At 52.9% G+C, this 17427-nt stretch carries 15 protein-coding genes; 9 read left to right on the top strand and 6 right to left on the bottom strand.

The features are described from left to right. Position 1 precedes the first annotated feature (1 nt). The 5 genes from OGY08_RS21360 to tctD form a co-directional block, all read right to left on the bottom strand. The gene (locus tag OGY08_RS21360) at positions 2–559 is read right to left on the bottom strand and encodes a polysaccharide biosynthesis/export family protein (protein WP_003826038.1); all 558 of its coding nucleotides are present in this window, start codon (positions 557–559) and stop codon (positions 2–4) included. A gap of 1 nt (position 560) precedes the next feature. Beyond that, a complete protein-coding gene (locus OGY08_RS21355; protein ID WP_060683348.1) occupies positions 561–1847 on the bottom strand; it encodes an outer membrane beta-barrel protein in 1287 nt (428 codons plus the stop codon). Next, the gene (locus OGY08_RS21350; protein ID WP_286566510.1) at positions 1837–3252 is read right to left on the bottom strand and encodes an undecaprenyl-phosphate glucose phosphotransferase; all 1416 of its coding nucleotides are present in this window, start codon (positions 3250–3252) and stop codon (positions 1837–1839) included. The genes OGY08_RS21355 and OGY08_RS21350 overlap by 11 nt, the downstream gene beginning before the upstream one ends. Before the next feature lie 454 nt (positions 3253–3706). Further along, the gene (locus OGY08_RS21345; RefSeq protein ID WP_060683347.1) at positions 3707–5119 is read right to left on the bottom strand and encodes a sensor histidine kinase; all 1413 of its coding nucleotides are present in this window, start codon (positions 5117–5119) and stop codon (positions 3707–3709) included. Continuing rightward, positions 5106–5780: a transcriptional regulator TctD gene (gene tctD, locus OGY08_RS21340; protein WP_003826032.1), complete on the bottom strand. Its 675-nt coding sequence runs from the start codon at positions 5778–5780 to the stop codon at positions 5106–5108. The genes OGY08_RS21345 and tctD overlap by 14 nt, the downstream gene beginning before the upstream one ends. Positions 5781–5933: 153 nt before the next feature. Here tctD and OGY08_RS21335 point away from each other — a divergent pair, with 153 nt between their 5' ends. The 3 genes from OGY08_RS21335 to OGY08_RS21325 are packed head-to-tail and all read left to right on the top strand — an operon-like array spanning position 5934 to position 8885. Next, positions 5934–6911, top strand: a complete 978-nt coding sequence (locus tag OGY08_RS21335; RefSeq protein ID WP_008785593.1) for a Bug family tripartite tricarboxylate transporter substrate binding protein — start codon at positions 5934–5936, stop codon at positions 6909–6911. Between the two features lie 14 nt (positions 6912–6925). Continuing rightward, entirely contained in the window at positions 6926–7360 is a 435-nt protein-coding gene (locus tag OGY08_RS21330) for a tripartite tricarboxylate transporter TctB family protein (RefSeq protein ID WP_095533105.1), read from the top strand. Between the two features lie 10 nt (positions 7361–7370). Then, positions 7371–8885, top strand: a complete 1515-nt coding sequence (locus tag OGY08_RS21325; protein ID WP_003826025.1) for a tripartite tricarboxylate transporter permease — start codon at positions 7371–7373, stop codon at positions 8883–8885. A 91-nt stretch (positions 8886–8976) separates the two neighbouring features. Here the strand turns inward: OGY08_RS21325 and OGY08_RS21320 are convergent, their stop codons facing one another. Continuing rightward, positions 8977–9873, bottom strand: a complete 897-nt coding sequence (locus OGY08_RS21320; protein WP_032944682.1) for a LysR substrate-binding domain-containing protein — start codon at positions 9871–9873, stop codon at positions 8977–8979. Positions 9874–9971: 98 nt separating this feature from the next. On the opposite strand from OGY08_RS21320, the gene OGY08_RS21315 reads away from it, so the two are divergent. From OGY08_RS21315 to gabP, 6 genes are all read left to right on the top strand, one after another. Continuing rightward, complete coding sequence (locus OGY08_RS21315) at positions 9972–10574, top strand: short chain dehydrogenase (RefSeq protein WP_125363097.1); 603 nt, start codon at positions 9972–9974, stop codon at positions 10572–10574. Positions 10575–10822: 248 nt separating this feature from the next. Next, on the top strand, positions 10823–11800 hold the full coding sequence (gene glaH, locus OGY08_RS21310; protein ID WP_125363098.1) for a glutarate dioxygenase GlaH: 978 nt from the start codon (positions 10823–10825) through the stop codon (positions 11798–11800). A gap of 17 nt (positions 11801–11817) precedes the next feature. Continuing rightward, complete coding sequence (lhgD, locus tag OGY08_RS21305) at positions 11818–13086, top strand: L-2-hydroxyglutarate dehydrogenase (RefSeq protein ID WP_125363099.1); 1269 nt, start codon at positions 11818–11820, stop codon at positions 13084–13086. Positions 13087–13109: 23 nt separating this feature from the next. Continuing rightward, positions 13110–14558, top strand: coding sequence for an NADP-dependent succinate-semialdehyde dehydrogenase (gabD, locus tag OGY08_RS21300; RefSeq protein ID WP_032944689.1), 1449 nt, complete (start codon positions 13110–13112; stop codon positions 14556–14558). A 25-nt stretch (positions 14559–14583) separates the two neighbouring features. Further along, a complete protein-coding gene (gene gabT / locus OGY08_RS21295; RefSeq protein ID WP_008785600.1) occupies positions 14584–15867 on the top strand; it encodes a 4-aminobutyrate--2-oxoglutarate transaminase in 1284 nt (427 codons plus the stop codon). Positions 15868–16014: 147 nt separating this feature from the next. Beyond that, positions 16015–17415, top strand: coding sequence for a GABA permease (gabP, locus tag OGY08_RS21290; protein WP_032944690.1), 1401 nt, complete (start codon positions 16015–16017; stop codon positions 17413–17415). Positions 17416–17427 lie beyond the last annotated feature (12 nt).

The following is a 17427-nucleotide window of genomic DNA, read 5'->3' as shown; positions in this document are numbered from 1 at the left end:
GTCAGAAGAACCCCATGCCAATAATCACGACATCCCCAGGATGAACAGAGTGCGTTAAATCGACATTCTCAAGCAGCTGATTGCTCCCTGACAGGCGAATGTTGATATCTTTTCGGTCAGCACGATCTGTAAATCCACCCGCCTGCGCAATAGATTTCTCGACGGTAAGCCCTGGCTCATAGGCGAAGCCATTTGGACTTTTTACCTCACCTGAAACATAGTATTTGCGGAACTCGGCAATACTCACCGTCACCATTGGAGATGTAAAATAATCTCCGGTCAGGCGTTGAGTTAATTCTTTAGTCACTTGATCAACGGTTTTATCTTGTAATTTAAGAGCACCAACAAACGGGAAATTAATTTCCCCGCTCTTATCCAAAATAAACCGCATCGTCATATCGGGTTGACCATGAACAGCGATATTGACCGTATCCCCCGCCCCAAGTCGGTAATCCTGCTGAACAGTAGCAGGATCGTCCATTAATCGCGGGCTGGACGCTGTGCATCCGACCAACAGGATACTGAATAGCAAAACCGCGCACAGTTCTATTATTTTCATTTTAGATCTGAACCTTAGCTTTAAGCATAATCATAGAATTATCATAACCCAACGTTCTAATGACTTCCTGATTGTCGTTGGGACCGATATAAAACGAGTCAGTATCCTTATTCGAATTTAATGTATCTATCTGATATTTAATCTCAAAATTAACCGACGGCGTGTAGTCATAGCTCATGGTGAAACTAAACACGCCATCTTTATCATGTCGATCCTTGTTCTGTTTTTTATAGTCTTCCGAAGTGAATGAGTAGTCCAATAAAGTAGAAAAACGAGTGCCTAACCAGAAATGCTGGTAAGAAAGGCCATACTGGGTCACTAAAATATATCCCCCAACTTCCGATGGGTCTTTAATGCTTTGCGCAGAGTGGGCCGTGAAAACAGACTGCTGTAACGGCTTCCACTCCGCTTTTATGTCCCAGTTTAGACCATTAAAATCATGCGAGTTTGCGTTGTTTTCAAATGTTTTATACAGCCATGAAATATTCATGTCGACATTGGTTTTCCCCGTCAACTGCGACTTCAGGCCATACAGTAAATAATACTCATTAGTGTCTTTATCTGAGTTGTTATCATAGCGACGCTGGTTAGTAATAAAGCTATAGCGAAAGCGCGTTCTGGATGAGTATTGGTCAAAAACTTCCGCTATCAGGCTATTTTCATGCCATTCCTGTTCCTGAATATAATTGTAGAAGTCCTCACTGCTGTCCCGAACATCAGAGGTGTTACCGAAAGTCAGTTTTTTGTATAAAAACGCCAGTTCCGCTTTGCCGCGACCATCAGGCGCACCGTAGCTGTAGCGCAATTCACTATTGATAAAATTCGTCGTCAGCGGAGATTTAATCCCATACTGCTCAAACTGACTCGGTAGAAACCCCTCGGTGATGTCACGACCGCGGGATTCATGCCCAAGCGAATCCTCCAGATTGAGGGTTAAGCCATGCTTGAGTCCATAACGCCAGGCTCCGTTAAAACGGAAAAAATGATCGTTGTAGTTATCAGCAGAATCGCTTGAGTAATTACGATAATCCCCAGAGTACATCAGCAAATACTTATCCTGACCACGCTCTCCAATCATGCTCAGAACGGGCGCCGCACTCTGAAACGATGAACCGATAGCATCGCTGCTATGTGGCTGATAAGACACGTTATCATTATAACCATAGTCCACAGCGACCTTGCCCTGGAAGTCTATCCCCGCAAAGCCAATGTGTGATTTCGGTGTTAAATCAGCCCATGCGGACTGCGATATCACGATTCCGGTAATAACGAGTAATTTAGTATGCATTCTTACCGACAAATCCTTTGAAAATAGTTTTAATAATAATTTTTATATCCAGCCATAACGACCAGTTTTGAATGTACTCAATATCGTACTGAACCCTTTTTTCCATCTTATAAAGCGCATCGATCTCCCCGCGGAACCCGTTGATCTGCGCAAGCCCAGTGATCCCTGGCTTAACTTTATGGCGAATCATGTAATTTTCGACCTGTTTTCGGTACTGCTCATTATGCGTAACCGCATGAGGTCTGGGACCGACAATCGACATACTTCCCTGCAAAACATTAATAAATTGCGGAAGTTCATCCAGCGAAGTGCGGCGCAAAAAGCTCCCGAATTTGGTTACCCGCGGATCGTTTTTAGTGGCCTGAATAACCGTATCGGAATTCTCCATGACGCGCATAGAACGAAACTTCCAGACCTTAATTTTTTGCCCACTCAAGCCATAGCGGTCCTGTTTGAAAAAAACCGGCCCACGGGACGTGAGTTTGATACCAATGGCAATCGCCAGCATCAGGGAGGAAATCATCACCATAATGATGCTGCCAAGAACCAAATCTTCCGCCCGCTTAATAAACGAGCCCGCCCCTTCGAACGGTGAACTAAAGATACCGATAGTTTGCAGATTGTGGATGGAGCGTAACTTGGACATGTTGTTACTGTAGGTATAAAAGTCAGGGACAATATAGGTATCTACGGTGGTGTCTGACATCATGGCCAAAAAGTGACGAATGCGATGTAAAGCAACCATCGGTAAAGCAATATAGATTTCGTCTATGTTTCCCTTCTTGGCTTCCTCGACCAGATTGATCACCGGACCACGAAAGGGGCTTTTAACCTTATCAACGACATCGCCACAGCGAGATAAGGCGCGCTCATCATAAAAGGCCAGATCTAATGTGATATTGGCGTATTCATTCATTAGCGCGGTTTCTGCGGCCAGACCATTGTCGGTCAGACCAATAATCGCCACACGGATACTCTTTTTCGTTGAATACTTAAAAATAAAAAAACGAATGTAGTAAAGAAAAGGTAATGGAATGAAGTACCAGTAAATAATGGCTGAATAAAAAGGGGAAGGCAGTCTGTCTAAGTAGCCCAGTGACTCAGGTTCATCCACCGTCATACTGACCAGTTCGTTAAAAAAAATCGCCAGCAGCGTACAAAAAACCAAGCGCTTTTGATTACGTAAACCGATCGTCTTAATCTTTTGCTGGTACATTTTAATGTATTCAGCAAACAGCAAGAAAAAGATTGAGAAGAGAAGACTCAAAATGGCAATGGTGTTAAAGGGCACCAAACCCAGCAGATGGGCGCTAAAAATTAACGTCACATTGATAACAATGAAATCGACCAGTTTTAAAAAGACTGGATATCCTTGGCTGCTAATCTTTAGCGATTTTTTAAGCATATCTCAGCCCATTATTTATTGATCTTTAATTGTTTTTTTCTCATTTCATGTTGCTAATTATATCACAAGTCTAAAAAACGCAATGGTACATTGTCAGTAAATGTAAAAAATAATACTCATTACTGTGACAACACCCCCCAGTGAAATCGTATCTATATGATTTTAATGCAGATGACATCAATAGAAGTTTTATCTACCTCAGCAAAAAAGATAACCTTTAACAACATTTTCGCTATTGACAGATAACATCTCATGGTCTATGAAAAAGTGTTTTATGTATGATAAATTGCACAAAAGTATTGTTTCAGTGACGTTGAATCACCTTAGAGTTGCTGTTTAATACCGTAATTAAAATAAAAACAGCTGCCTTACGACAACATTTCAAATGATATTAATAATACAATTAATTACTTTTTATTATAATTAAACAACAAATATCATCTCCATGAATACCTCATACGGTAACGCTTAAAAAGCGTACCCGAACCCTCAGCCCACCTAATGTCTCACTACGCGTTAGCTGAGGATGCGTGCGATGCAGACGAGCAATATCATTGACCAGCGCCAGACCAATCCCGGCGCCTGGGAGATTGCCTACGTTATCAAGACGATGAAACGGTAGCAGGGCCTGATGAACCATCTGCTCATCTATGCCCGGCCCGCTATCTTCGACCACCAGCACCACGGCCTCTCCTTCTCGTTGCAGCCGGGCGGTCACCATCCCCTGCGACGGCGTGTATTTCAGTGCGTTATCCAGCAGATTCCCACACAGTTCACCGAGCAGCACTTCATCTCCCTCAACCCACACCGCGTCCTGTTCCCCTTCATAACCCAGATCGATCCCTTTACTACGCGACTGCGCCAGTCGGGTAAAACAGCTGGTTTGCACCACCTCATACAGATTAACCGGCGAGAAATGCCTTTCCCCCTGCTCCTTGCGCTTCACCGCAGACAGCTGCAACAGCCTCTCCGTCAGTTGAATGGTATTATCGAGCGTGCTACTCATGGCTTGTAAACTCTCATACCATTGCCGCGGTTCGGCGCTGGCGAGAGCCACCGATGCCTGAGTTTTCAGTACCGCCAACGGCGTTTTGAGCTGATGGGAAGCATCCGCGCTGAAGCGCTCCTGGCGAGAGATCAGACCGCGAAGTCGGTCCAGATAACGGTTGAAAGCCACAATCAGCAGACGGGTTTCCGACCATGGCAGCAGCTCCGGCAGCGGCGTCAGCAGGCCAGGCTCACGACGCACCATCAGCGATGACAGCTGGCGCATCGGGCGTAGCACCCGGCGCAGCAGCCAGCCAACCAGCACCAGAGTCAGTAGCACCAGCAGCCCTTGCGAAACCCACGAGGAAAACAGCAGCTGTCGCGCCAGATAACGCCGCGATTGCAGCGTTTCGGCAACATAAATCTCCGCCATGCCGACAATGCCGCCTTCGTTGACGGGCTGCAGCAGACGTGCCACGCGGATTGCCTCACCACGATATTCGGTGTGATAAAACCATGCCAGCGCCGGGTAAAGACGCGTGCGCGAGGTGGCAGGCGGCATCGCCGGTAAATCGTCATAACCCGAGATAACCTTCCCCGCCGGATCAACCACTTTGTAATACAGTCGGTCGTTCATATTCAGTTCAAAGCTGTCCAGCACCACCCATGGCACATTCACTTCCAGCTGTTTATTGCGCACCACCAGCCGCTCGGAGACGGTCCTGGCGGATGAGAGTAGTGTCCGGTCATACGCCTGGGTCGCCGCCTGTAGCGCACTGACATAGCTGTTGAATGCCGACAGGCCCCACAGCAACATTAGCGGCAGGCCCAGAAACATCAGCAGTTGCAGGTACAACGATTGGGGTTTAACCCACTTCATCGCTACGCTCCAGCACATAGCCCAGACCACGCAGCGTAGCAATACGCACATCGCTTCCCTGTAGCTTTTTACGTAAGCGATGGATATACAGCTCAATGCTTTCGGGACTAACCTCATCACTCAGGCTGAAGACCTGCTCAAACAACTGCTGACGTGAAACTGGCCGCAACCGACGGTACATCAGCACCGTTAACAGCGCCTGTTCACGCGGCGTGAGCGCCAACGGCTGCCCCTGCAACAGAAAATAGCCTTCATCGTGAAACGCCAGCTCCCCCAGTTGCTGTATGCCTTGCACCTGTCCCGCACTGCGACGCAGCAAGGCCCGCAGCCGGGCATCCAGTTCCTCTATTTCAAACGGCTTTGCCAGATAATCATCGGCTCCGACGTTCAACCCTTTCACCCTATCGGCCACCGCGCTACGCGCCGTCAGCAGCAGGACAGGAAGCGTCTGCCCGCGTTTGCGCAGCCGCTGAACGACTTCCAGGCCATCCAGCCCCGGCATATTGATGTCCAGCACCGCCAGCGCATACGTTTCGCTATGTAAAAGATGGTCGGCAGCCAGGCCATCAAACACGCAGTCAACGGCAAAACCGTTTTGCACTAGCGCTTTCTCCAGCCAGTGAGCTAACTCACGGTTATCTTCCGCTAATAAGAGACGCATATCACATCCTGTAAAGTTTCTGCCGCATTGAAAGGGAATTGAAAGGTTAATGTTTTAACAATCACGCAACCGAACTGCTACACATCGGCTCACATAATCACAAAAATCTTCTTCCGTACCTGAAAATCCGGTTTTCCGGTGTGAGGATAAACAATGAAAAAACAGTTATTTCGTACCCTTACTGCAAGCATTTTACTGATGAGTACCTCTGTACTGGCGGAACAAGCGCCGTCGCGCACTGAATGTATCGCCCCTGCTAAACCCGGCGGTGGTTTCGATCTCACCTGTAAGCTGATTCAGGTGAGTTTGATGGAAACCGGCGCTATCGAAAAACCGATGCGCGTGACCTACATGCCCGGCGGCGTTGGCGCTGTGGCCTATAACGCGATTGTTGCCCAACGCCCGGCTGAAGCAGGCACCGTGGTGGCCTTCTCCGGCGGCTCCTTGCTGAATCTGTCACAGGGCAAGTTTGGTCGCTACGGCGTGGATGATGTCCGCTGGCTGGCCAGTGTGGGTACCGATTACGGCATGATTGCCGTACGTCAGGACGCGCCATGGAAGACGCTGAAAGATCTGCTGACAGCCATGGAAAAAGATCCCAACAGCGTGGTCATTGGTGCTGGCGCCTCTATCGGTAGCCAGGACTGGATGAAGTCGGCGCTGCTGGCGCAAAAAGCCAATGTCGATCCGCACAAGATGCGCTACGTGGCCTTTGAAGGCGGTGGCGAACCGGTTACCGCATTGATGGGAAATCACGTACAGGTGGTTTCCGGCGATCTCAGTGAGATGGTGCCTTACCTCAGCGGCGACAAAATCCGCGTGCTCGCAGTGTTCTCTGATGAACGCCTGCCGGGCCAGTTAGCCAACGTACCAACCGCTAAAGAGCAGGGTTATGACCTCGTGTGGCCTATCATTCGTGGCTTCTACGTTGGGCCAAAAGTCAGCGACGCCGAGTATCAGTGGTGGGTTGATGCCTTTAACAAACTCCAGCAGACCGATGAGTTTAAAAAGCAGCGCGATCTGCGCGGTCTGTTTGAGTTCAACATGAGCGGCAAACAGCTCGACGACTACGTGAAAAAGCAGGTCACGGATTATCGTGAGCAGGCGAAAGCCTTCGGTCTGGCGAAGTAAACGCAGAGGCAAAGATGATGAGCGATCGTATTTTCGCAGGTATCTGGCTGTTGCTCTGCATAGCCGGGCTGTTCGTGGCCTGGCAAATCAGCAGCGAATACAGCTATGAACCCGTAGGACCGCGTCCCTTCCCGCTTGGCATTATCAGTCTGATGCTGGTCTGCGCCGTGGCGCTGCTGTTGCGCCATCCGGACACCATCAGTTGGCCCCGTCGCCACGTGCTGCAAAAGCTGCTGACGATGGTCATTGTTCTGTTGATGTACGCCTGGGGTTTTGAGTGGCTCGGTTTTCCCATCGCCACCGCCATTCTCACCGTGGTGATTGGCATGCTGTTCGGCGCAACCATCCCGGCTGCGGGTATTTCCGGCGCGGTGCTCGGCATTCTGCTGTGGTTTGCCTTCGACCGACTGCTTGACGTCACCTTACCACTCGGCGCCTGGCTGGGTTAACGGAGAAACGATGGATACCTGGATTTATCTTTCTCAGGGTTTCGCGGTGGCAATGACGCCGGAAAACCTGGTCATCGCCTTGATAGGCTGTTTTGTCGGCACCATTGTGGGTTTGTTGCCTGGCCTTGGGCCGATCAACGGCGTGGCGATTCTGCTGCCGTTGGCCTTTGCGCTGCATCTGCCCGCAGAATCCGCGCTGATCCTGCTGGCTACGGTCTACATAGGCTGTGAATATGGCGGGCGCATCTCCTCCATCCTGCTGAATGTTCCTGGCGATGCGGCGGCGATTATGACCGCGCTGGATGGCTACCCGATGGCGCAGCAAGGACGCGGCGGCGTGGCGCTCTCTATCTCGGCGGTCAGCTCTTTCTTTGGTTCGCTTATCGCCATCGGGGGCATCATTCTGTTTGCCCCGGCGTTAGCCCAATGGTCGCTGGCCTTCGGTCCGGCGGAATACTTTGCCTTAATGGTTTTCGCCATTGCCTGTCTCGGCAGCATGATGGCGCAAAATCCGCTGAAATCATTTCTGGCAGCGCTTATCGGTCTCGGACTTGCGACCGTCGGCGTAGACGCCAACACCGGGGTTTATCGCTTTACTTTTGACAGTGTCCATCTCTCCGACGGTGTGCAGTTTATCGTGGTGGTGATTGGGCTGTTCTCTGTCTCTGAAATACTGTTAATGCTGGAACATACCAGCAGTGGCCAGACGCTGGTGCGTAAAACGGGCCGCATGTTGTTCAACGCCAAAGAAGGCGCACAGTGCGTAGGGGCCACCCTGCGTTCATCAGTGATTGGCTTTTTCGTCGGCGTTCTGCCTGGCGCTGGCGCCACCATTGCCAGTGCCATCACCTACATGACCGAGAAAAAGCTCAGCGGCAACAGCGACAGCTTTGGCAAGGGGGATATTCGTGGCGTAGCGGCTCCAGAAGCCGCCAATAACGCCTCGGCCTGCGGCTCTTTTATTCCGATGCTGACGCTCGGCGTGCCGGGCTCCGGTACCACGGCGGTGATGATGGGCGCGCTGACGCTGTACAACATCACCCCGGGGCCAGCCATGTTTACCGAGCAGCCGGATATCGTTTGGGGGCTGATTGCGGCGCTGCTAATTGCTAACGTAATGCTGCTGGTGATGAACATTCCGCTGATCGGTCTGTTTACCCGCATGCTGACCATCCCGCTGTGGTTTTTGGTACCGGCTATCGCGGCAGTTTCCGCGGTTGGCGTGTACGCCGTTCACAGCACCACCTTCGATTTGGTATTGATGGTCGCCCTCGGTGTGCTGGGCTACATCCTGCGTAAAATGCACTTCCCAATGTCGCCATTGATTCTGGGCTTCGTTCTCGGGGAAATGCTGGAGCAGAACCTGCGCCGGGCGTTGTCTATCAGTAACGGCAGTATGGATATTCTGTGGGCCAGCGGCGTGGCGAAAGTGCTGCTGGTGATGGCGGTACTGGTTATCGTGGTCCCGCCGGTGCTGCGCATGATCCGTAAACGCAACAGCAAACCGCAGGTGGATATCGGTTAATAATATGCCGGATGGCGGCGCTATTGCGCCCTATCCGGCCTACAATTTGGCTCGGTTGTAGGCCGGATAAGTGCAACGCCATCCGGCATTTTTATTTTCCGCGCAGCCCCTGCGTTCCTTCCAGCACATGTTCAACAAACCGTGTCAGCTTAGGCAACGGACGCAAATCCTGTCGCCACAGCAAATGAATTGGCCGCGGCTGCGGCGTAAACCCTTCCAGGATCCGAATCAATTTCCCCGTAGCCAGTTCTTGCGCCAGCAGCACCTCAGGTTGCAATAACAGCCCAGCCCCCGCTACTGCCGCCATACGCAGGCCATGACCATCGTTACAGCGCAGGATCGCATCGCGCTTCCATCTGACCTCCCCCGTCACGCCAGGCAGTATCCACTCGTTTCGAGCCGTCCACACGGTATGGGACAGGCACAGATGATCCACCAGATCCGCGGGCGTCCGGGGGGTGCCATGGCGGGCAAGATAATCTGGCGAAGCACAAATTGCCATACGGTAGGGACACAGGTATTTCGCCACCACGTCAGTCTGATGGATATCGCCAATGCGGATCGCCAGATCGACACCTTCATTCACCAGATCAACCATCCGGTTGGTGAGATCCAGTTCAATACGCACCTCTGGCCAGGTCTGTAAAAACGCAGCGGCCAGCGGCGAGATCACGCAAGCGCCAAAAGAAGTGGGCGCGCTAATGCGCAGCGTCCCCGCAGGTGCCAGCCGCAGACGCTCTACCGAACGTTCGGCTATCGATACCTGCTCCAGCACGCGACGGGCTTCTTCAAAATAGACGCGTCCGGCATCGGTCAGACTCTGGCGGCGCGTATTGCGCTCCAGCAAACGCGTGCCGAGCTGCGCTTCCAGTTGGGTGATATATTTTCCCACCATCACCGCAGACATCTCGAGCCTCGTCGCCGCAGAAGTAAAGCTCCCACTCTCCACCACGGCGACAAACGTTTCCATGCCGCGCAGTTTATCCATATTACAAACCCCTGGTTAGTAATCATCTAACTTTTAGCCAGTTTATCTGATTTCATTTTCATTAAAGAATAGCGGCTCACACTATTGCGGAGGTGGTTATGAAAATCGTCATTATTGGTGCCAGTGGTACAGTGGGTCGCGCAGTTACAGAAGCATTGAGCCGTAAACATGAGGTGGTCCGCGTGGGTCGCACTCAGGGTGATTACCTGGTCGATATCACCTCGCAGGAGAGTGTCGAGGCCTTGTTTGAAAAAGTCGGTCGGGTAGATGCGATCGTTTCCGCCACCGGTAATCTGTTCTTTGGGCCGCTGTCGACCATGACCGACCAGGACTTTAATCAGGGGCTTCAGGATAAGCTATTAGGCCAGATACGCCTGGCATTAACCGGGCAGCATTTCCTGAATGATGGCGGATCGATAACGTTAATTAGCGGCATTATCGCCCACGAGCCCATCGCCCAGGGGACAAACGCCGCAACGATCAATGCCGGGCTGGAAGGATTTGTTCGCGCCGCGGCCTGTGAACTGGGCCATGGTCAACGCATTAACCTGATAAGTCCGACCGTGCTGAGTGAGTCCGCCGAAGCTTACGACAGTTTCTTCCCGGGCTTTGAAAGCGTGCCTGCCACCACCGTCGCCAACGCCTACCGCCGCAGTGTGGAAGGCATCCAAACCGGGTGTATTTATAAAGTCGGTTACTGACTTTGCCGCTGCCGTTGACACATCACCAACGGCAGCGTGATTAACCCACTGTTTTAAAATACTTTATCTATCCCCCCGCATTAACCCATATCCTTTATAATGTTAAATAATTGTTGCTTTTGATCACAAATAATAAACAAACAAGCTCATTCTGTGCGCGTTTTTCAAAAATGTAGATATTTTTAATTTATGGCTACGAAACGAGCTGCGCCATATCTCCCTGACAATCTACTGAGAGGAACGATTTGATGAACGCACTGACTGCCGTAAAACCGAACGCTGAAGATCCAGCCCAGCACTACAGCGGTTTCACGCTGAAACCGTCAGCCCAATCCCCACGCCTGCTGGAGCTGACTTTTTCTGCTGAGACCACTGAGCAATTTCTGCAGACCGTCGCGCAGTGGCCGGTTCAGGCGCTGGAATACAAATCCTTCTTGCGCTTCAAAGTGGGCAAGATCCTCGACGACCTGTGCGGCAATCAGTTACAGCCCCTGCTGCTGAAAACCCTGCTCGATCGTGCCGAAGGCGCACTGCTAATCAATGCCGTTGGCGTAGACGACGTGGCGCAGGCGGAAGAGATGGTCAAGCTGGCAACGGCGGTAGCGCACCTCATCGGACGCTCTAATTTTGATGCGATGAGCGGTCAATATTACGCACGTTTTGTGGTGAAAAACGTCGATAACTCAGACAGCTATCTGCGCCAGCCTCACCGAGTAATGGAATTGCACAACGACGGAACCTACCTCGAAGAAATCACCGATTACGTGCTGATGATGAAGATCGACGAGCAGAACATGACCGGCGGTAACTCGCTGCTGCTGCACCTCGACGACTGGGAGCATCTGGATCAGTACTTTACCCATCCTCTGGCACGTCGCGCCATGCGCTTTGCCGCACCGCCAAGCAAAAACGTCAGTCAGGAAGTGTTCCATCCGGTATTTGACGTTGACCAGCAGGGCCGCCCGGTAATGCGCTACATCGACCAGTTCGTCCAGCCAAAAGACTATGAAGAAGGCGTCTGGCTGAGTGACCTGTCCGATGCGCTGGAAACCAGCAAGAGCATTATTTCCGTTCCGGTTTCAGTGGGTAAATTCCTGCTGATCAACAACCTGTTCTGGCTGCACGGGCGCGATCGTTTCACTTCGCATCCGGACTTGCGCCGCGAACTGATGCGCCAACGTGGTTATTTTGCGTACGCGACCAACCACTACCAGACCCATCAGTAAGCGCGAAGGAAAAGCGGATGTATGATTTTGTGATTATTGGCGGCGGCATTATCGGCATGTCGACCGCCATGCAGCTGATTGATGTCTATCCGGACGCCAAAATCGCGCTACTGGAAAAAGAGTCCGGCCCGGCCTGCCACCAGACGGGCCACAACAGCGGCGTCATTCATGCCGGGGTCTATTACACCCCCGGCAGCCTGAAGGCACAGTTTTGCCTGGCCGGAAATCGCGCCACAAAAGCCTTTTGCGACCAAAATGGCATCCGCTACGACGTCTGCGGAAAAATGCTGGTTGCCACCTCCGCTCTGGAAATGGAGCGCATGCGCGCGCTTTGGGATCGCACCGCCGCTAACGGTCTGGAGCGCGAATGGCTAAATGCGCAGGAACTTCGCGAGCGTGAACCCAATATCACCGGACTGGGCGGCATTTTTGTCCCGTCGAGCGGGATTGTCAGCTACCGCGAAGTCACCGCCGCGATGGCGAAGATTTTCCAGGCCAAAGGCGGTGAAATTATTTACAACGCCGAGGTCAGCACGCTGAAAGAGCATGCTGCGGGCGTAATTGTCCGTACCCGTCAGGGCCAGGAATATGAAGGCGCGACGCTGATTAGCTGTTCTGGCCTGATGGCGGACCGACTGGTAAAAATGCTCGGCGTTGAACCTGGCTTTATCATCTGTCCGTTCCGGGGCGAATATTTCCGCCTGGCGCCAGAACATAATCAGATAGTTAACCATTTGATCTACCCCATCCCCGACCCGGCGATGCCGTTTCTCGGCGTTCATCTGACCCGGATGATTGACGGCAGCGTCACCGTCGGCCCCAACGCGGTACTGGCATTTAAACGTGAAGGCTATCGTAAACGTGACTTCTCGCTCAGCGATACGCTGGAGATCCTCGGCTCTTCTGGTATTCGCCGCGTGCTGCAAAACAACCTGCGCTCAGGGCTTGGTGAAATGAAGAATTCGCTGTGCAAAAGCGGTTATCTGCGGCTGGTACAAAAGTACTGCCCGAGCCTGACGCTTAAGGATCTGCAACCTTGGCCTGCGGGCGTACGGGCACAGGCGGTGTCACCTGATGGCAAGCTTATCGACGATTTTCTGTTTGTCACCACGCCACGCTCAATTCACACCTGTAACGCCCCTTCTCCGGCAGCAACGTCGGCAATCCCTATCGGCGCACATATTGTCAGCAAAGTTCATGCGCTGCTGGAGAACCAGAGTAACCCCGGACGCACGCTGCGTGCGGCACGTAGCGTGGAGACATTACACGCCGCATTTACCCGTTAAACCGATTAAGACAGGAAGCAATCATGCAACTTAACGATCCAACATTATTTCGCCAGCAGGCACTGATCGACGGCAACTGGCGTGACGCCAACAGCGGCGAGACCATCGCGGTGACCAATCCCGCCAACGGTCAGCAATTGGGTAGCGTACCTAAAATGGGGGCAGATGAAACCCGCGAAGCGATTAACGCCGCTAACCGCGCCCTGCCGGCCTGGCGTGCGCTGACCGCCAAAGAGCGAGCCAATATCCTGCGCCGCTGGTTCAACCTGATGATTGAGCATCAGGACGATCTCGCCCGCCTGATGACCCTGGAACAGGGTAAACCGCTGGCGGAGGCCAAAGGCGAAATCACCTATGCCGCCTCATTTATTGAGTGGTTTGCCGAAGAGGGCAAACGCATCTATGGCGATACGATCCCTGGCCATCAGGCCGATAAGCGTCTGATCGTCATCAAGCAGCCGATCGGCGTTACCGCCGCGATTACGCCGTGGAACTTCCCCTCAGCGATGATCACCCGTAAAGCCGGTCCGGCGCTGGCAGCAGGCTGTACGATGGTGCTTAAACCCGCCAGCCAGACCCCTTACTCCGCACTGGCGCTGGCAGAACTGGCTAATCGCGCCGGGATCCCGGCTGGCGTTTTCAGCGTGGTGACCGGCTCTGCGAGCGCGGTAGGTAACGAGCTGACCGGCAACCCGCTGGTGCGCAAGCTGTCATTTACCGGCTCGACCGAAATTGGCCGTCAGTTAATGCAGCAGTGTGCCAAAGACATCAAAAAGGTATCGCTGGAGCTGGGCGGCAATGCGCCGTTTATCGTCTTTGACGATGCCGATCTCGATAAAGCCGTGGAAGGTGCGCTGGCATCGAAGTTCCGTAACGCCGGGCAAACCTGCGTCTGCGCCAATCGCCTGTACGTGCAGGACGGCGTGTATGAGCGTTTTGCCGAAAAACTCCAGCAGGCGGTGAGCAAGCTGCATCTCGGCGATGGTCTGCAACCTGACGTCACCACCGGACCGCTGATCGACGAGAAAGCGGTTGCCAAAGTGCAGGAACACATCGCCGACGCTCTGGATAAAGGCGCACGCATTATCGCGGGCGGTAAACCTCATGCACTCGGCGGTAACTTCTTCCAGCCCACCATTCTGGTAGATGTGCCTGATAACGCGAAGGTCGCCAAAGAAGAAACCTTCGGCCCGCTGGCTCCGCTGTTTCGTTTTAAAGACGAAGCTGACGTCATCGCTCAGGCCAACGACACCGAGTTTGGTCTGGCCGCCTATTTCTACGCCCGTGATTTAAGCCGCGTCTTCCGCGTTGGCGAAGCGCTGGAGTACGGCATCGTCGGGATTAACACCGGCATTATCTCCAACGAAGTCGCCCCGTTTGGGGGGATAAAAGCCTCCGGTCTTGGCCGTGAAGGATCGAAATACGGCATCGAAGACTACTTAGAAATCAAATATATGTGCATCGGCCTTTAATAAAACAAATACTGGAGAACACCTGATGAGCACCAACAAAGAACTTATGCAACGTCGCAGCAACGCCGTTCCCCGTGGCGTAGGCCAGATCCACCCTATTTTTGCCGAGCGGGCAGAAAACTGTCGGGTCTGGGACGTTGAAGGCCGGGAATTCCTCGACTTTGCTGGCGGTATCGCGGTGCTGAACACCGGCCACCTGCACCCGCAGATCGTCTCTGCGGTAGAAGCGCAGTTGAAAAAGCTGTCCCATACCTGTTTCCAGGTGCTGGCCTATGAGCCGTACCTGGAGCTGTGTGAAATCATGAATAAGAAAGTGCCGGGTGATTTCGCCAAGAAAACCCTGCTGGTGACCACCGGTTCTGAAGCGGTAGAAAACGCGGTGAAAATCGCCCGCGCCGCCACCAAGCGTACGGGGACTATCGCCTTTAGCGGCGCTTACCACGGTCGTACCCACTACACCCTGTCACTGACCGGGAAAGTCAATCCGTACTCCGCCGGAATGGGGCTGATGCCGGGCCACGTGTATCGCGCGCTTTATCCTTGCCCGCTGCACGGCATCAGTGAAGATGATGCTATCGCCAGCATTCACCGTATTTTCAAAAACGATGCCGCGCCAGAAGACGTCGCCGCCATCGTGATTGAACCCGTTCAGGGCGAAGGTGGCTTTTACGCGGCCTCTCCTTCCTTTATGCAACGGCTGCGCGCCATTTGTGACGAACACGGGATCATGCTGATTGCCGATGAAGTACAGAGCGGTGCGGGCCGTACCGGTACACTGTTTGCCATGGAGCAGATGGGCGTTGCACCCGATCTCACCACCTTCGCCAAATCCATCGCCGGAGGCTTCCCGCTGGCGGGCGTGACCGGACGCGCCGAAGTCATGGACGCAATCCCACCGGGCGGCCTGGGCGGTACCTATGCCGGTAACCCAATTGCCTGCGCCGCCGCGCTGGCGGTACTGAACATTTTCGAGCAGGAAAATCTGTTGCAAAAAGCCAACGAGCTGGGACAAACCCTGCGCGAAGGCCTGCTGGCTATCGCGGAAACCCATCGCGAGATTGGCGACGTACGCGGGCTGGGCGCGATGATTGCTATCGAACTGTTCGAAAACGGCGACCACACGAAACCAGACGCCAAACTGACTGCGGAAGTGGTGGCGCGTGCACGCGAGAAAGGACTGATCCTGCTCTCCTGCGGACCTTACTACAACGTGCTGCGCATTCTTGTCCCGCTGACTATTGAAGATGCGCAAATCCGCCAGGGGCTGGACATTATCGCCCAGTGTTTTGCCGAGGCAAAGCAGGGTTAAACCCCCGAATAAAAACGGGAAATTGTAGGCCGGATAAAGCGCAAGCGCTGCCATCCGGCAATGTTGTGATGCCCGGTGGCGCTACGCTTACCGGGCCTACGGGTAAGGTGCAGGAAGCGACGTCAATAACAATAACGAGGTTTAAAGATGGGGCAAGTGTCACAATCACATGATTTAGGGGGCGGGCTGAAATCACGCCACGTCACCATGCTGTCTATTGCCGGGGTAATCGGCGCAAGTCTGTTCGTCGGTTCAAGTGTGGCGATTGCAGAAGCCGGTCCCGCAGTATTATTAGCCTATCTGTTCGCCGGATTGCTGGTGGTGATGATTATGCGCATGCTGGCAGAAATGGCCGTTGCCACCCCGGATACCGGTTCTTTTTCCACTTACGCCGATAAGGCCATTGGCCCGTGGGCGGGTTATACCATCGGCTGGCTGTACTGGTGGTTCTGGGTGTTAGTTATCCCTCTGGAAGCGAATATTGCCGCCATCATTCTGCACTCCTGGGTACCGGGCATTCCTATCTGGCTATTTTCTCTGGTTATCACGCTGGCGTTAACCGGCAGTAACTTGCTGAGCGTTAAAAATTACGGTGAATTCGAGTTCTGGCTGGCGCTGTGCAAAGTGGTTGCCATTCTGGCGTTTATTACCCTCGGTGCGGCGGCGATTAGCGGTTTCTACCCTTATGCCGAGGTTAGCGGAGTTTCACGCCTGTGGGATCAGGGCGGCTTTATGCCCAACGGTTTTGGCGCCGTGATCAGCGCGATGTTAATCACCATGTTCTCCTTTATGGGCGCAGAGATAGTTACCATCGCCGCCGCCGAATCCGATACCCCGGATAAACATATCGTTCGCGCCACCAACTCGGTTATCTGGCGTATCTCTATCTTCTATCTGTGCTCAATTTTTGTGGTGGTGGCGCTGATCCCGTGGAACATGCCGGGCCTGAAAGAAGTCGGTTCTTACCGCTCGGTGCTGGAGCTACTGCATATCCCGCACGCGAAATTGATCATGGACTGCGTCATTTTGCTGTCGGTGACCAGCTGTCTTAACTCCGCGCTGTATACGTCATCGCGTATGCTCTACTCCCTGAGCCGCCGTGGCGATGCCCCCGCCTTTATGGGTAAAACGAACCGCAGCAAAACACCTTATGTGGCGGTATTACTGTCGACAGGTGCTGCGTTCCTCACCGTCATCGTCAACTATTACGCCCCGGCCAAGGTATTTAAATTCCTGATCGACAGCTCCGGTGCCATCGCGCTGCTGGTGTATCTGGTCATTGCCGTTTCTCAACTGCGGATGCGCAAAATCCTGCTGGCGCGAGGCGGTGAAATTAAACTGAAAATGTGGCTCTATCCGTGGCTTACCTGGCTGGTCATCGCGTTTATTATCTTTGTGCTGGTGGTCATGCTGTTTCGTCCGGCCCAACAGCTGGAAGTTATCTCTACCGGGTTGTTAGCCATAGGAATTATTTGCACCGTGCCCATTATGTCACGCTGGAAAAAACTGCTATCGTGGCAAAAAGCACCATTGCAAAATACGCATTAAACCTGTTCCCGG

This window comes from Citrobacter sp. Cpo069 (genome assembly GCF_030332785.1).
GTDB classification, from domain to species: Bacteria; Pseudomonadota; Gammaproteobacteria; order Enterobacterales; family Enterobacteriaceae; genus Citrobacter; species Citrobacter portucalensis.
This window is presented reverse-complemented; position numbering and strand designations above follow the sequence as displayed.

What these genes read in the sequence shown, in the direction of transcription:
- OGY08_RS21360 (WP_003826038.1), bottom strand. Translation starts at nt 559, where the DNA reads ATGAAAATAATAGAACTGTGCGCGGTTTTGCTATTCAGTATCCTGTTG.
- OGY08_RS21355 (WP_060683348.1), bottom strand. Translation starts at nt 1,847, where the DNA reads ATGCATACTAAATTACTCGTTATTACCGGAATCGTGATATCGCAGTCC.
- OGY08_RS21350 (WP_286566510.1), bottom strand. Translation starts at nt 3,252, where the DNA reads ATGCTTAAAAAATCGCTAAAGATTAGCAGCCAAGGATATCCAGTCTTT.
- OGY08_RS21345 (WP_060683347.1), bottom strand. Translation starts at nt 5,119, where the DNA reads ATGAAGTGGGTTAAACCCCAATCGTTGTACCTGCAACTGCTGATGTTT.
- tctD (WP_003826032.1), bottom strand. Translation starts at nt 5,780, where the DNA reads ATGCGTCTCTTATTAGCGGAAGATAACCGTGAGTTAGCTCACTGGCTG.
- OGY08_RS21335 (WP_008785593.1), top strand. Translation starts at nt 5,934, where the DNA reads ATGAAAAAACAGTTATTTCGTACCCTTACTGCAAGCATTTTACTGATG.
- OGY08_RS21330 (WP_095533105.1), top strand. Translation starts at nt 6,926, where the DNA reads ATGATGAGCGATCGTATTTTCGCAGGTATCTGGCTGTTGCTCTGCATA.
- OGY08_RS21325 (WP_003826025.1), top strand. Translation starts at nt 7,371, where the DNA reads ATGGATACCTGGATTTATCTTTCTCAGGGTTTCGCGGTGGCAATGACG.
- OGY08_RS21320 (WP_032944682.1), bottom strand. Translation starts at nt 9,873, where the DNA reads ATGGATAAACTGCGCGGCATGGAAACGTTTGTCGCCGTGGTGGAGAGT.
- OGY08_RS21315 (WP_125363097.1), top strand. Translation starts at nt 9,972, where the DNA reads ATGAAAATCGTCATTATTGGTGCCAGTGGTACAGTGGGTCGCGCAGTT.
- glaH (WP_125363098.1), top strand. Translation starts at nt 10,823, where the DNA reads ATGAACGCACTGACTGCCGTAAAACCGAACGCTGAAGATCCAGCCCAG.
- lhgD (WP_125363099.1), top strand. Translation starts at nt 11,818, where the DNA reads ATGTATGATTTTGTGATTATTGGCGGCGGCATTATCGGCATGTCGACC.
- gabD (WP_032944689.1), top strand. Translation starts at nt 13,110, where the DNA reads ATGCAACTTAACGATCCAACATTATTTCGCCAGCAGGCACTGATCGAC.
- gabT (WP_008785600.1), top strand. Translation starts at nt 14,584, where the DNA reads ATGAGCACCAACAAAGAACTTATGCAACGTCGCAGCAACGCCGTTCCC.
- gabP (WP_032944690.1), top strand. Translation starts at nt 16,015, where the DNA reads ATGGGGCAAGTGTCACAATCACATGATTTAGGGGGCGGGCTGAAATCA.